15 protein-coding genes and 2 pseudogenes are annotated in these 14591 nt (G+C 60.9%); 6 read left to right on the forward strand and 11 right to left on the reverse strand.

The window, feature by feature from the left end; all coding sequences use genetic code 11:
- Positions 1-246: 246 nt before the first annotated feature.
- A complete protein-coding gene (locus N2600_RS21770) occupies positions 247-972 on the reverse strand; it encodes a beta-ketoacyl-ACP reductase (protein WP_260297358.1) in 726 nt (241 codons plus the stop codon).
- A 71-nt stretch (positions 973-1043) separates the two neighbouring features.
- The gene (locus N2600_RS21775) at positions 1044-2225 is read right to left on the reverse strand and encodes an acetyl-CoA C-acetyltransferase (RefSeq protein WP_260297359.1); all 1182 of its coding nucleotides are present in this window, start codon (positions 2223-2225) and stop codon (positions 1044-1046) included.
- A gap of 239 nt (positions 2226-2464) precedes the next feature.
- Between N2600_RS21775 and phaR the strand changes: the two genes are divergently transcribed.
- The gene (gene phaR, locus N2600_RS21780) at positions 2465-3037 is read left to right on the forward strand and encodes a polyhydroxyalkanoate synthesis repressor PhaR (RefSeq protein WP_003543798.1); all 573 of its coding nucleotides are present in this window, start codon (positions 2465-2467) and stop codon (positions 3035-3037) included.
- On the opposite strand, the gene N2600_RS21785 is transcribed toward phaR, so the two are convergent.
- From N2600_RS21785 to mtgA, 5 genes are all read right to left on the reverse strand, one after another.
- Positions 3032-3439, reverse strand: coding sequence for a hypothetical protein (locus tag N2600_RS21785; protein ID WP_003543801.1), 408 nt, complete (start codon positions 3437-3439; stop codon positions 3032-3034). The genes phaR and N2600_RS21785 overlap by 6 nt on opposite strands.
- Before the next feature lie 145 nt (positions 3440-3584).
- A complete protein-coding gene (gene rpmF / locus N2600_RS21790) occupies positions 3585-3770 on the reverse strand; it encodes a 50S ribosomal protein L32 (protein ID WP_003543812.1) in 186 nt (61 codons plus the stop codon).
- A gap of 155 nt (positions 3771-3925) precedes the next feature.
- On the reverse strand, positions 3926-4573 hold the full coding sequence (locus N2600_RS21795; RefSeq protein WP_260297360.1) for a glutathione S-transferase family protein: 648 nt from the start codon (positions 4571-4573) through the stop codon (positions 3926-3928).
- A 13-nt stretch (positions 4574-4586) separates the two neighbouring features.
- Positions 4587-5309 carry a DUF1868 domain-containing protein gene (locus tag N2600_RS21800; RefSeq protein WP_260297362.1) on the reverse strand — a complete coding sequence of 241 codons (723 nt, stop codon included), beginning with the start codon at positions 5307-5309 and terminating at the stop codon, positions 4587-4589.
- Positions 5310-5404: 95 nt separating this feature from the next.
- A complete protein-coding gene (gene mtgA / locus N2600_RS21805; RefSeq protein WP_260297364.1) occupies positions 5405-6142 on the reverse strand; it encodes a monofunctional biosynthetic peptidoglycan transglycosylase in 738 nt (245 codons plus the stop codon).
- A 135-nt stretch (positions 6143-6277) separates the two neighbouring features.
- On the opposite strand from mtgA, the gene N2600_RS21810 reads away from it, so the two are divergent.
- Positions 6278-7192, forward strand: a complete 915-nt coding sequence (locus N2600_RS21810) for a polyprenyl synthetase family protein (RefSeq protein ID WP_260297365.1) — start codon at positions 6278-6280, stop codon at positions 7190-7192.
- An 8-nt stretch (positions 7193-7200) separates the two neighbouring features.
- Here N2600_RS21810 and hisC read toward each other — a convergent pair.
- The 4 genes and pseudogenes from hisC to N2600_RS21830 form a co-directional block, all read right to left on the reverse strand.
- Positions 7201-8262, reverse strand: a pseudogene (gene hisC, locus N2600_RS21815) (histidinol-phosphate transaminase).
- 16 nt (positions 8263-8278) lie between these two features.
- On the reverse strand, positions 8279-9529 hold the full coding sequence (gene ispG / locus N2600_RS21820) for a flavodoxin-dependent (E)-4-hydroxy-3-methylbut-2-enyl-diphosphate synthase (RefSeq protein WP_260297367.1): 1251 nt from the start codon (positions 9527-9529) through the stop codon (positions 8279-8281).
- A gap of 96 nt (positions 9530-9625) precedes the next feature.
- On the reverse strand, positions 9626-10816 hold the full coding sequence (locus N2600_RS21825) for an MFS transporter (protein WP_260297369.1): 1191 nt from the start codon (positions 10814-10816) through the stop codon (positions 9626-9628).
- Positions 10817-10879: 63 nt separating this feature from the next.
- A complete protein-coding gene (locus tag N2600_RS21830) occupies positions 10880-11656 on the reverse strand; it encodes a DeoR/GlpR family DNA-binding transcription regulator (RefSeq protein ID WP_260297370.1) in 777 nt (258 codons plus the stop codon).
- A gap of 116 nt (positions 11657-11772) precedes the next feature.
- On the opposite strand from N2600_RS21830, the pseudogene N2600_RS21835 reads away from it, so the two are divergent.
- From N2600_RS21835 to N2600_RS21850, 4 genes and pseudogenes are all read left to right on the forward strand, one after another.
- A pseudogene (locus N2600_RS21835) lies at positions 11773-12012 on the forward strand (DMT family transporter); the annotation flags it as partial.
- Between the two features lie 150 nt (positions 12013-12162).
- The gene (locus N2600_RS21840) at positions 12163-12936 is read left to right on the forward strand and encodes an amino acid ABC transporter substrate-binding protein (protein ID WP_260297371.1); all 774 of its coding nucleotides are present in this window, start codon (positions 12163-12165) and stop codon (positions 12934-12936) included.
- A 202-nt stretch (positions 12937-13138) separates the two neighbouring features.
- Positions 13139-13819, forward strand: a complete 681-nt coding sequence (locus tag N2600_RS21845) for an amino acid ABC transporter permease (RefSeq protein WP_017966098.1) — start codon at positions 13139-13141, stop codon at positions 13817-13819.
- Positions 13816-14577 (forward strand): amino acid ABC transporter ATP-binding protein, encoded by a 762-nt coding sequence (locus N2600_RS21850; RefSeq protein WP_260297372.1) that lies wholly within the window; start codon positions 13816-13818, stop codon positions 14575-14577. Before N2600_RS21845 ends, N2600_RS21850 begins: the two co-directional genes overlap by 4 nt.
- Positions 14578-14591: the final 14 nt, after the last annotated feature.

Below are 14591 nucleotides of genomic sequence, written 5' to 3' on the forward strand. Positions count from 1 at the left end.
GACGACCGCGATATCGGCCCTCAGCAGCGAAGACCGTTCGGTGCGCAAAGTGCCGGCCAGAGTTCGGACACAGCGACATCCGAACACCGACCGCCGCCCTTGATCTTCCCGAAAACGCACCGCCACTCCGGCCACAAGATCGCCGCCGGCATCACCGAGAGACGTCGATAAACAACAATGGCGCGTCCTGCCGGACGCGCCATTGCTTTGAATCTAATCCATACTGTTCACTCGAAGAAGCAATGTCTAGGCGAAGAACTGTCCGCCATTGGCCGTCAGCGTCGAACCGGTGATGAAACCGGCATCGTCGGAGACGAGGAAGGTGACGCAGCGCGCGATCTCTTCCGGTTCGCCGAGACGGCCGACGGGGATCTGCGGAATGATGCGTTCGTTCAGCACCTTCTCCGGCACGGCAAGCACCATTTCCGTTCCGATGTAACCGGGGCAAATGGCGTTGACGGTGATGTTCTTGTTCGCCCCTTCCTGGGCCAGCGCCTTGGTGAAGCCGAGATCGCCCGCCTTGGCCGCCGAATAGTTCACCTGGCCCATCTGGCCCTTCTGCCCGTTGATCGACGAGATATTGACGATACGGCCGAAGCTGCGGTCACGCATGCCGGTCCAGACCTGATGCGTCATGTTGAACAGGCCGGTGAGGTTGGTATTGATCACCTCGTGCCACTGCTGCTGCGTCATCTTGTGGAACATCGCGTCGCGGGTGATGCCGGCATTGTTGACGAGGATTTCGACTGGGCCGATCTCGCTTTCGACCCTGGCAATTCCCTCGCCGCAGGCGAGGTAATCCGAAACATCCCATTTGAACACCGGAACGCCGGTAACGTCATGGAAGGCTTTGGCCTTCTCGTCGTTGCCGGCATAGATGGCAGCGACCCTGTATCCGGCATTTTTCAGCGCCATGGATATTGCCGCGCCGATGCCGCGTGTGCCCCCGGTGACCAAAGCCACTCTGCTCATGTTCCGCTCCCCTATTGTTTTTCGCCCCGCCGCTTGGCGGGATCTTCAATCAAACATGGATCGTATGCTATTTAAAGCGCTTCAAAGCACATGGCCACACCCATGCCACCGCCGATGCAAAGCGTGGCGAGACCTTTCTTCGCGCCGCGGCGCTTCATTTCGAACAGCAGCGTGTTGAGAATGCGCGCGCCGGAGGCGCCGATCGGATGGCCGATCGCAATCGCCCCGCCATTGACGTTGACGATCGACGGATCCCACCCCAGATCTTTGGTGACGGCGCAGGCTTGCGCCGCGAAGGCCTCGTTGGCTTCGACGAGATCGAGATCGTTCACCGACCAGCCGGCCTTCTCGAGCGCCTTGCGTGAGGCCGGGATTGGTCCGGTGCCCATGATCTGCGGATCGACACCCGCCGTTGCCCAGGAAACGATGCGGGCGAGCGGCTGGATACCGCGCCGGACCGCCTCCGCTTCGCTCATCAGCACCGCCGCAGCGGCACCATCGTTGAGGCCGGACGCGTTCGCGGCCGTGACCGTGCCGTCCTTGTCGAAGGCCGGGCGCAATTTCCCCATCGCCTCTATCGTCGCGCCGTGACGGATATATTCGTCGGCATCGACCGTAACGTCGCCCTTACGTGTCTTGATGACGTAGGGGATGATCTCGTCGACGAAGCGACCGGCCTTCTGCGCCGCCTCCGCCTTGTTCTGCGAACTGACGGCGAACTGATCCTGGTCGTCGCGCGAAAGCTGCCACTGGCGCGCAACATTCTCGGCGGTGATGCCCATGTGGTAGCCGTGGAAAGCGTCGGTCAAGCCATCCTTGATCATCGTGTCGATCATCTTCATGTCGCCCATCTTGACTCCGCCGCGTAAGTGCGCGGCATGCGGCGCCATCGACATGGATTCCTGGCCGCCGGCAACGATGATCTTGGCGTCGCCGGTGGCGATCTGCTGCATGCCGAGCGCCACCGCGCGCAGGCCCGAGCCGCAGAGCTGATTGACGCCCCAGGCCGTCGCTTCCTTCGGAATGCCGGCCTTCATCGCCGCCTGGCGGGCCGGGTTCTGGCCCTCGCCGGCAGAGAGCACCTGGCCGAGGATCACCTCGTCCACCTCGCCGGGATCGACGCCGGCGCGCTCGAGCGCGCCCTTGACGACGGCCGCCCCGAGCTCATGCGCGAGGACCGTCGCGAAAGCACCGTTGAAGGCGCCGACTGCTGTTCGCCCTGCACTGGCGATGACGATGGATGGATTGCTCATGGGGACGCTCCTCGTTTTCGTCTCACTTACATAAGTGGAAACTGGCAAAGCTTGGAGCACAAGTCAAACGCGAAGACCGGCCGCCGTCATTTTTCGGCAGCAGCCCGCGAAAGCCCGATTTATCTGCTCTGTGAAAGGTTTGCCGCATCGCACAAAGAGATTGTCACCGGGCTTCTTTTGCGTTTACAGTCTCAAATGGAGGACTATCCATAAATCAGACGGGGGTTCAGGAGACTGATATGGCGAAGCATGAGGGTCAGATCGTTATCAAGAAATACGCCAATCGCCGCCTATACAACACGGGCACCAGCACCTACGTGACGCTGGAAGACCTGGCGGAGATGGTGAAGAAGGGCGAAGAATTTACCGTACAAGATGCAAAAAGCGGAGATGACATCACCCATTCGGTGCTGACCCAGATCATCTTCGAACAGGAATCGAAGACCGGCAACACGTTGCTCCCGATCTCCTTCCTGCGCCAGCTCATCACCTATTACGGCGACCAGATGCAGATGGTCGTACCGAGCTTTCTCGAACATTCGATGCGCTCCTTCACCGAACAGCAGGCCCAGATGCGCGAGCAGGTGACCCGCGCTTTCGGCGAAACACCGCTCGGCAAGAACCTGCAACTACCGATGCAGATGGTCGAGGACCATGTTCGCCGCAACACCGAGCTGTTTCAGCAGGCGATGCAGATGTTCTCGCCCTTCATGACGCCGCCCGCCAAGGAAAGCCGCAAGGCCGAGGCCAAGGATATCGACGAGCTGAAGGAACAGCTCCGTGCTCTTCAGAACAAGCTCGACAACCTATAATCCGATCGACACATCCCGCCCGGCGCTCCGGATCGACACGGCAAAACCGCCGATGACATCGATCAGAGCGATTGTCATCAAAATGAAGAACACCTGCGTCGCAGCATCCCGGACGAGCAAAAACTCAACCAGGAAGGCGATGAACACCAGCATCGACAGCATGTGGTTGACGAGATTGCCGGGACCGGTTCTGGTCGCTTTGAGGATTTCGAAGAACAGCACGACAAGTGCGATGACGATGAAAAGATCGCCGAGCGCCATGCTCCAGATGGCGCCCGAGATCATCGACAGCACGATGATATCATGTTGCAGTGCCGGAATGCCGCCATCGCCCATCAGGCCCAGCATCGCAAGATTGTAAAGAATAAACGGGATAATCATTAGGGGCATGGCGGCTATCATCTGCAATCTCCCAGCGCATCATGGAAGAATACTGCCGCAAACCGTTGCCTGACTGCAAGTCATTGCAAATATTATATCGTCGAATTGCAAAAGGCCGGCGTGACGCCGGCCTTAAAATTTCGATCGGACAAGCCGGATCGGGAAATTATGCGCTTTCCTTCGGCGTCAGAACCTGGCGGCCGCGATACATACCGGTCTTCAGGTCGATATGATGCGGGCGACGCAGTTCGCCGGAGTTCTTGTCTTCGACGTAGGTCGGAGCCTTCAGGGCGTCTGCCGAACGGCGCATACCGCGCTTGGACGGGCTTGTTTTTCTCTTCGGTACAGCCATTTCTCTTACTCCACTTGCGGGCAAAACATTCCCACGGCCAGACTGGCGGCCGAAACGGACATGTCGCGATTTCGGAATTTGGCGCGCTTATACATGCAAGGGGTGGCGTTGACCAGTCCCCATGCGTATTTTTTGCGAAGCCGATGATTCCGGGCTCAGACTTCGTCCTCCGGTACGATCCACGGCTCGGCGCGCGCCGCCTCTTCCCATTTTCGCCAGGCCGGATGCGCCTTCATGGTCCCCATATAGGCCAGGATGTCGTTTCGACCGACGAGATCATAGATGTCGAACCGGTTGACGACAGGTGCAAACATCGCATCCGCCCCGCTGAACGCGCCAAACAGAAACGGTCCGCCGGATTGCTGCAGGAGGTCGCGCCAGATCGTCTCGATGCGGCTGATGTCGGCGTCGACACCATCCGGCAACGCGATCTTGCCCTTTGGCCGGCGGATATTCATCGGGCAGGCGCTGCGCAGCGCCCGGAAGCTCGAGAGCATTTCCATCGAAACCGAACGGGCGAGCGCCCGCTCGGCCCGATCCCTCGGCAGAAGGCCGGCGTCCGGATAAAGTTCGGCGACATATTCGATGATCGCCAGTGATTCCCAGATCTTCAATGCGCCGTGCTTGAGAAGCGGCACCCGCCCGGTCGGCGAAACCGCCTTGATATTGGGATTGCCACCCGCATCGTCGAAGGGGATCAGGACTTCCTCGAAATCGATTCCGGCAACCGTCAGCGCCATCCACGGCCGGAACGACCAGGAGGAATAGTTCTTGTTGGCGATGTAAAGCGTCGGTTTGTCCATGGGCCTCTCCCGTTCAGGCTTCGAAATCGAAGATCAGCAATTCGTGGAAATGGTTCATATCCTCGAACGCGCAGAATGCCGGCGGTGTCAGCTCGAAAACAGCGGCCTTGCGGCGGATATCGTCGGCCATATCATCGAGCATCGCCTGCCAGCGCGGCAACGCTTCATCCTCCAGCCGTTCGATCGCATAGGCGAAGGTTATATGGAACTTATAGTCCTCATGGTTCGGTTGGCGATAGCCGAGAAGATCGGCCAGTGCGCTGCGCCAGGCGCGCATGATCTTGCGGTCGTTCGCCGTCGCCCCGTCGACGAGTAGGCCCGACGGACGCGCTTCGACGATGGCGACCTTGAAGGGATCGAACATCGAGAAACCTTCCAGCCTTGCCGCCATCAGCGCGGTCATGTCGTCGATCGGCGTATCGAGAGGGAGATCGCTTGGCCAGCAATCCTGCCGGCGCCTGGTCTCGATGACACCTTCGAAAAGCGTCATATGAATGCTTGATATCGGCGTGAAGAGGAACTGCGGGGCCTCGGTCATCGCCAGATATTTTTCACGCGCTTCGATCAGCGCCGTCTGCGTCTGCGAGCCCTTCTCGATATGACAGACGATGGTGTTGCCGGCTTCCGGCAGAAAGCCGCCGACCTTGGCATAGCGGCTGCCGAGATGGGTGGGCGGGGTCGGATTATGCGCCTTCGAATAAAAGAGAAGCTCCGGCGAAAATGTCGTGATGGCCATGGGCGAATCGGGGCTCTGGTTGTACTGCATTCGCCCATATGGCAGAACCAAGACTGTCAGATGACGCTTGCCGGTTTCAACGACAAGTTCTGATGTCAATCATAGATGCACCTGATGTAATCGCCCGAACCTTGCCCGCGTCTCTCGATGACGCCCGCGAGCCGGCGAAGGCCTCGTCCGGGCTTGCCGGCATTGCGGTCGATTGGGTTTGGCAGCGAGACGGCAAGCAGCGATGCCTGGCGCCGCGTCAGCTTCGAGGCGGGCACCTTGAAATGATGCTGGGCCGCCGCTTCGATGCCGTAGATGCCGGGACCCCATTCGGCAATGTTGAGATAAATTTCCATCAGCCGTCGTTTCGACAAGACGAAATCCGTGGTCACCGCGAGCGGAAGTTCCAGCCCCTTGCGCACGAAGGAGCGGCCGTTCCAGAGGAAGAGGTTCTTCGCCGTCTGCATCGGGATCGTACTGCCGCCGCGCGTCGCCTGACCTTTCAGCGTATCCTCGACCAGCATGCGCATTTCCGCCCAGTCGACGCCGCCGTGAAAGCAATACTGCCCGTCCTCCGACATCATCACCGACTGAACCACAACCGGGGCGATGTTATCAAGCGACACCCATTGCCTGTCGTAACCACGCAGCAGCACGAGATCGCGCAGCATCAGTGTCGAGACGGGATGAATGAAGGGCAGCAGATAGAAAAAGATCAGCGCATAGGGAAGGATCAGCACGATCAGCAGGGTAAGAACAATGCGTTTCAACACACGCCGGTCTTCGAACCATCGCCGACGAGCCGGCATGTCGACGCTGTCCTCTCTCTCCGGCGCTATATCCAATGTCCCCAGTCCGATTTCGCTCCTATCGTTCTCATAACGCCTGTGCAGAGCTTATGCCAGAGTGCGTGGCAAATCTTGCTGCCGCCATCGACAATTCCGTTGCAAGCCCGGGGGCGCTCATGCCAAACAGCGCCCATGGACGCAAACCGGGACACTTTCGAGACGAGGCTGAAGAACAACGCCCGCGATATCGAGGCGCTGCTCGACGCATTGCTTTCACCGAGCGCCCTTTCCGATGAAATCGCCAGGCCCGAGACGCTGCGCGACGCCATGCATTATGCAGTGCTGAACGGCGGCAAGCGGCTGCGCCCGTTTCTCGTCGTCGAAAGTGCCGCTCTTCTCGGCGGCGACGCCGAGGCGGCACTTCGCGTCGGCGCAGCACTCGAATGCGTCCACTGCTATTCCCTCGTGCATGACGACCTGCCGGCCATGGACGATGACGACCTGCGCCGCGGTAAACCGACGGTGCACATAAAGTTCGACGAAGCGACGGCAATCCTCGCGGGCGACAGCCTGCTGACCTATGCCTTCGATATCATTGCCGCGCCGGAAACGACCCTTGCCGATACGAGCAAGGCATCGCTGGTGCTGGCCCTTGCCCGTGCAGCCGGTCTCGGCGGCATGGCCGGCGGCCAGGCGCTCGATCTCGCGGCGGAAAAGCAGGCCCCCGACGAGGCCAGCATCAACCGCCTGCAGGCGATGAAAACCGGCGCGCTGATCCGCTTCGCCTGTGAAGCCGGCGCCGTCATCTCCGCAAGCCCGCCGGACGATCGCCGTCGCCTGCGCGCCTTCGGCGAAAAGATCGGCCTTGCCTTCCAGCTTGCCGACGACATTCTCGATCTGACTTCGGATGCGGCGACCATGGGCAAGGCGACCGGCAAGGATGCAGCCCGCGGCAAGGGAACGCTCGTCGCCTTGCGTGGTATGGAATGGGCCGAGGCCCAGCTCCGTGAGCATGTCCGCGATGCCGAGGCGCTGCTTGCCCCCTACGGTGCCCGCGCCTCGACCCTCATCGCTGCAGCGCATTTCATCGCCGACCGGAAGAACTGAACCGCAGGTCAGGCTGCCAGTATCTCCTTGAGAGCCGAAACCAGGCGAGCACACTCCTCGTCCGTGCCGATGCTGATCCGTGGGAAATCCGAAATACGCGGCTTGGCGAAATGCCGGACGAGAATGCCGCGCTCCCGCAGGGCGGCTTGAAGCGCTGCCCCCGAACGGCTTTCGTGCCTCGCAAAGACGAAATTCGCCTGCGACGGCAGAACCTCGAAATCCAGCGCTTCAAGTTCCGCGACCAGGCTTTTCCGTGTGGCGATGATTTCCCCCCGGCATGTCTCGAACCATGCCTCGTCCTTGATCGCCGCCGTCGCAGCAAGCTGCGCCAGACGATCGAGCGGATAGGAATTGAAACTGTCCTTGACCCGCTCCAGCGCCTCGATCAGCGGCCGCTGTCCCAGCGCGAAGCCGATGCGCAGACCGGCAAGCGAACGGGATTTCGACAGGGTCTGGATTACCAGCAGGTTGGGATGCCTGGCTATCAGCGGGATAGCGCTTTCACCGCCGAAATCGACATAAGCCTCGTCTATGACGACGACTGCATCCGGATGGGCGGCAAGAAGTGCTTGGATACCGGCAAGCGGCAGGCCGATACCGGTCGGTGCATTCGGATTGGGGATGATGATCGCGCCGCATGGTCTGTCGTAATCTTCCAGCCGGAGCCGGAACCCATCATCAACAGGTATCTCGATCGCTTCGACGCCGTATAGCAGGCTATAGGTCGAATAGAAGGCATAGGTCACATCGGGATAGAGAAGCGGGCGCTCATGTTTCAGCAGCGCCTGGTACGCATGCGCGAGAACCTCGTCGGAGCCGTTGCCGACGAATACTTCTTCCGCCGTCAGGCCGAAACGGGCCGCGATCGTCTCGCGCAATTCGGTAGCAGTGGGGTCGGGATAGAGACGCAGACGATCGTCCGCCGCTTCCCTGATCGCCTCGAGCGCCTTCTGAGACGGCCCTTAGGGGCTCTCGTTGGTATTGAGCTTGACCATGTTCGCGATACGGGGCTGCTCGCCCGCGACATAGGGCCGAAGCTTGCTGACGATATCAGACCAGTACCGGCTCATGCGAACCTGCGGGCGCTCATTCCGCCGCCGTCCGCTGGCCGAAACGCTTCTCGATATAGTCGACGACAAGCGCTTCGAAGTCGGCGGCGATATTGGGACCGCGCAGCGTCAACGCCTTCCGGCCGTCGATGAAGACGGGGGCCGCCGGCGTCTCGCCGGTACCCGGAAGCGAAATGCCGATATCGGCATGTTTGCTTTCGCCCGGCCCATTGACGATGCAGCCCATGACGGCGACGTTCAGTGCCTCGACGCCGGGATATTTCTCGCGCCAGACCGGCATGTTCTTGCGGATATCGTTCTGGATATTCTGGGCGAGCTCCTGGAACACCGTTGACGTCGTACGTCCGCAGCCCGGACAGGCCGCAACGACGGGTATGAACTGGCGGAAGCCCATGACCTGCAGGATTTCCTGCGCCACCTGGACTTCGCGCGTGCGGTCGCCGTTCGGCTCCGGCGTCAGCGACACACGGATCGTATCGCCGATGCCGTGCTGCAATACGAAGCCCATCGCGGCCGACGAGGCGACGATGCCCTTAGTGCCCATGCCGGCCTCCGTCAGGCCGAGATGCAGCGCATGATTGGAGCGTTCGGCAAGCATGGAATTGACGGCGATCAGGTCCTGCACCTGGCTGACCTTGGCCGACAGGATGATGCGGTTGCGCGGCAGGCCGATCTCTTCGGCAAGGGCTGCCGAAAGCAGCGCCGACTGCACGATCGCCTCGCGCGTCACCTGCCGGGCGGAAAGCGGCGATCCGGCTTCGGCATTCCGGTCCATCAGCGCCGTCAGCAGATCTTGATCGAGCGAACCCCAGTTGACGCCGATGCGCACCGGCTTGTCATAGCGGATCGCCATCTCGATGATCTCGGCGAACTGCTTGTCCTTCTTGTCCTTGAAGCCGACATTGCCGGGATTGATGCGGTATTTCGCCAGCGCCGCGGCACAATCAGGATGATCGGCGAGCAGTTTGTGGCCGATATAGTGGAAGTCGCCGATCAAGGGCACATCCAGGCCGAGGCGCAGGAGCCGCTCGCGGATCTTCGGCACGGCGGCCGCACTCTCGTCGCGGTCGACGGTAATGCGCACCAGCTCCGAACCCGCCCGGTGGAGAGCGGCGACCTGCGCGACGGTCGAATCGATATCGGCCGTATCGGTATTCGTCATGGATTGAACGACGACCGGCGCCCCGCCGCCGACGATGACGCCGCCGACATCGACGGCGATGGAAGCGCGGCGCGGTTTCGGATCAAAATCGGCGGCTGAAGACATGGAGAGTTCTTGCACCCCTAAAAACAGTGCTTTTCAGGTGGATCAAGGCCGGCTGCTTGTCAACCGCCCCTGATATCACTTTTGTTGGGAGGCGGCTCAGTGACCGCCCCCGGAGGTCTCATCGGCATAATGGGCTAGGTTAGACAGCAGCAGAACGACGAGCAGCAGCACCGGCAGCGCCATGAAAATGACGGCAAAGCCGATATGCTCGGCGACGAAGCCGATCAACGATGGTGCAACCAGCATGCCGGAATAGCCTATGGTCGTGACCACCGAGATACCGATGCCGGGCTTGAGACCGGGTATATTGCCCGCCGCCGAGAAGGCGATCGGCACCATGTTGGAAATGCCGATACCGCAACAGGCAAAGCCCAGGATGGCAAGCTCGGCATTGGGCGCCAAGCCTGCAAGCAGCATGCCGACAATGGCAAACAGCGTACAGATGCGCAACGTCTTGACGCCGCCGAGACGGTCGCGCACCAGGTCGCCGCCAAAGCGCATGATTGCCATGGTCGCCGAAAAGGCTGCGAAGCCAAGACCGGATAGTGCCACGGATGCATCCATTTCCTGCCGGAGATAGAGCGCGCCCCAGTCGAGAACCGCGCCTTCCGGCACCATCGAGAACAGCGCCATCAATCCAAGCAGCCACGGCAGCGGCACCATCGGCAGCTTCGTCTTTTCCTTCTTGGTGTCGGGATGCGGCGGATCCGCAAGGATCATCGGCCAGGCGACGGCAAGGAAGATTGCCGCCAGCACCGTCGCCAGTTGCGCATGGCCGAGAATGCCGAGCTTGGAGATCACGATGCCGCCGAGACCTGAGCCGATCAGTCCACCAAGGCTCCAGAAAGCGTGGCAGGACGACATGATGGCGCGGCGCATGGACTTCTCGACCGAGACCGCATTGGCATTCATCGCCACATCCATTGCGCCGATAAGGCCGCCGAACAGGAAGAGCGAAATCGCCCCGGTCAGCACATTTGGCGCGAGCGTCAATGCCAGCAGCAACGGCAGCATGCAGACAGCCAGCACCTGAACGACGATACGCGAGCCGTGTTTGGCGATCTGTGCACCGGCGATCGGCATCATGACCAGCGAGCCGACGCCGAAAACGAGGATCATCAACCCAAGCTCGAACTTGGTCAGCGCCAGACGCTCGGCAAAATCCGGGATCTTCGGCGCCCAGCAGCCGACGACAAAACCGTTCATGAGAAAGAGCAGGGAAACCGCCGCCCTGCTTCTGGTGATGAAGCCGCTCCGGGCTCCCGGCATACTCACGTGACTATCCATTTCCGGTCTTTCCTCATTGCCGGGCTTGCTTGGCCCGGTTTCCCAAAACTCTGTGATGGCGCCTCAGTTCGCTTTCTCGGCGAGAACAGTCCTGCATCCGCGCTCGCGGTAACCGGCGAGAACGGCCGGATCGGCATCGTGCTCGACGACCAGGCATTCGCAATGCGCAACCGGCAGGATGCTATGGGGGGCAGCAGTGCCGAATTTCTCCGAGGTTGCGGCCACCAGCACCCTTTTGCTCCTGGATGTCGCAAACCGCTTGAACTCCGCATCCTCGAAGCCGAACACCGTGATGCCGGCCTCGAGATCGACGCCGCAGGCGCCGAGAATGCAGAGGTCGGGCGAGATCTGCTCCATATCCCGCAAGGCCTTGGCGCCGAGCGAACCGCCCGTCTGCCGGTCCACCATTCCGCCGATTACGATGACGTTGACAGCCGGCTTGTCGATCAGCGCCGCGGCAATCGCCGGCGCGTTCGTTGCAGCCGTCAGTGCTAGGTCGGCCGCCAACGCATTGGCAATCGCCAGATTGGTGCTGCCCGCGTCGAAGAACACTGTCGAGCCGACGGCAATCTGCTTTGCCGCAGCGCGCCCCAGCGCCTGTTTCCGGTCAGCCGCAAAGCCGATGCGCTGCGACAGGCTTCCATGCGCCGGTGAGACCGGCAATGCGCCGCCATAGACCCGCTCGCAGAGGCCTGCTGCCGCCATCTCGCGCAGGTCCCGCCGTACAGTGTCCTCGGAGACACCGAATTCGAGCGCAAGCTCCGTCGCGAGCACGCGGCCGTTCAGTCGCAGCCTCTCGGAAATCACGCCTTGGCGTTCTCGCAACAGAAAATCCTGCATGTTCCTACCGGATCTAGATCTTATAAATCGAAAGCGTGCATAAACGTTTATGATCATGCAGGCAATATGCACGGTCACACGTTTTCTGACGTTCGGAAACAAAGCTGTACTACCAGAGCGAATATGCCCTATTGACCGGTCGGAGAGTCGGGAAAACCGATTGGTCATTCCGATTTTTCGAAGGCATACGTCGGGCGCCCGTCTCCGTGCCCGCACCATTCGAATATAGCTCTCTCGTCTGGGCCTTCCTCCTGGGTTACCTGATCTGGGCCGGCATCCCGACACAGAATGTGGTCGTCGGTGCCGGATTAATCATCATCGTCAGCGAAAAGCTGCGCCGCCGCATCGCCGCCTGATGCCTGTTTCTGCCGGATTCATGGTTCGAGCGGCCGTTTGAGAAAAATATTTGCAGTTGCTGCTTTTATTCGCAGTTTTCTACGCTTCCGGTGCCATAATTTTCTGCCAACTATCCTCATCCGAAGCACCTCCCAAGAATGGATGAAACAATGAACTGGTTGAAAACCGTCGCCGCCGCCGCCCTCATTCAGGCTGCGGCCCTCATGCCTGCCCATGCCGGTGAAAACCTCGCCGCCATCAAATCGGCCGGCGTCTTCAAGATCGGCACCGAAGGCACCTATGCGCCCTTCACCTATCATGACGAAAGCGGCAAGCTCGTCGGCTTCGATGTCGAGATCGCCGAAGCGATCGCCGCCAAGCTCGGCGTCAAGGCCGAATTCGTCGAAGGCAAGTGGGATGGCCTGATCGCCGGTCTCGACGCCAAGCGCTACGACACTGTCATCAATCAGGTCGGCATCGCCGAAACCCGCAAGCAGAAATATGATTTCTCCGAGCCCTATATCGCCTCCAAGGCCGTCCTGATCGCCCGCGACGGCGACGACAGCATCAAGTCCTTCGCCGACCTGAAGGGCAAGAAGGCCGCCCAGTCGCTGACCAGCAACTTCGGCAAGCTCGCAACCGAAGCCGGTGCCGAGCTCGTCGGCACCGACGGTTTTGATCAATCGATCCAGCTCGTGCTGACCAAACGCGCCGACGCCACGATCAACGACAGCCTCTCCTTCCTCGATTTCAAGAAGCACAAGCCGGATGCGCCGGTGAAGATCGTCGCCGAGCAGGAAAACGCCGACTACTCCGGCGTCATCATCCGCAAGAGCGAGCCCGAGCTTCTCGCCGAAATCAACAAGGCGCTTGCCGAGATCAAGGCCGACGGCACCTATAAGAAGATCGCCGACAAGTATTTCGGCCAGGACGTTTCCAAGTAAGTTCAACTGAAGAAAAGTCCCCTCCCCAACCCCTCCCCACAAGAGGGAGGGGCTTAGCCGGCGGCCCGCCTCATCTCCAAATAATCGTTTCGGCCTGCCGCTCGGTCGCTATTTCTTGCGAGGCGGGACTAGATAAGTCCCTCCCCCTTGTGGGGAGGGGTATTTCGAGTATCACGAACCCAACCGACGAGAGAGAACCCCCTTGGCGCACTGGCTCCAACTGATGGCGGAATCGCTGCCCTCGCTCCTGTGGGCGGGGCTAATCTTCACCATTCCGCTGACCCTGCTATCCTTCGTCTTCGGCCTGGCCCTCGGGCTCGCCACCGCAATCGCCCGGCTCTTCGGGCCGATGCCGCTCTCCGCCATCGCGCGCTTCTATGTCTGGGCCATCCGCGGCACGCCGCTGCTCGTCCAGCTCTTCGTCATCTTCTACGGCCTGCCGAGCCTCGGCATCCTGCTCGATGCCTTCCCGGCCGCCCTCATCGGCTTCACGCTGAATATCGGCGCCTACAGCTCCGAGATCATCCGTGCTGTCATTTCCTCGGTGCCGAAGGGCCAATGGGAGGCCGCCTATTCGATCGGCATGAGCTGGCGCCAGGCGATGAGCCGCACCATCCTGCCGCAGGCCGCTCGCGTCGCCGTGCCGCCTTTGTCGAACACCTTCATCTCCCTGGTCAAAGATACCTCGCTTGCCGCGGCCATCACCGTGCCCGAGCTTTTCCAGGCGGCGCAGCGCATCGTCGCCACCACCTACGAGCCACTGATCCTCTATATTGAGGCGGCGCTGATCTATCTCGTCCTAAGCTCCGTCCTCTCGCAGCTGCAGGTGCGGCTGGAACGCCGCTTCGCGCGTTATGGCGGCATGCTGGAGGCAAATGCATGATCGAGCTTTCCAACATCGAAAAGCGCTTCGGCGACGCGGTCATTCTGAGGGATATCAGCATCCGCATCCCCGAAGGCAGTGTCACCGCGCTGGTCGGGCCTTCCGGCGGCGGCAAGAGCACGCTGCTGCGCTGCATCAACCTGCTCGAAATTCCGACCGCCGGCTCGATCCGCCTCGGAGAGGAGAAGCTGGCCTTTGCGGCCGGTAAACGAACGAGCTGGCCGGCGATCCAGAAGATCCGCCGCCAGACCGGCATGGTCTTCCAGAACTTCCAGCTATTCCCGCATCAGACGGCGATCGAGAATGTCATGGAAGGCCTGGTGACGGTGTTGAGATGGCCGAGGGAAAAGGCCCGCGAGCGTGCGATGGAATTGCTGACCAAGGTTGGCATGACGCACAAGGCCGATGCCTGGCCTTCGACGCTGTCGGGCGGCCAGCAGCAGCGCGTCGCGATCGCCCGCGCACTGGCGCCGTCGCCGCGCGTGCTTCTCTGTGACGAGCCGACATCCGCCCTCGATCCCGAGCTTTCGGCCGAAGTGGTCGACGTGCTGGGGCAACTTGCCAGCGAGGGCACGACGATGGTGATGGCGACCCACGATCTCCGGCTCGCTTCCAAGATCGCCAATGACGTGGTTTTCCTGGAAGCCGGCAGCGTGGTGGAAACGGGCAGCGCCAGGGCGATCTTCAGTGCGCCGGAGCGCGAGCGCACCAAACGCTTCATCTCGACGATCAACGCCGCCCATACCTACGATATCTGAGCTAGCTAGAGCAT

The organism is Rhizobium sp. WSM1274 (genome assembly GCF_025200775.1).
GTDB lineage: Bacteria > Pseudomonadota > Alphaproteobacteria > Rhizobiales > Rhizobiaceae > Rhizobium > Rhizobium leguminosarum_I.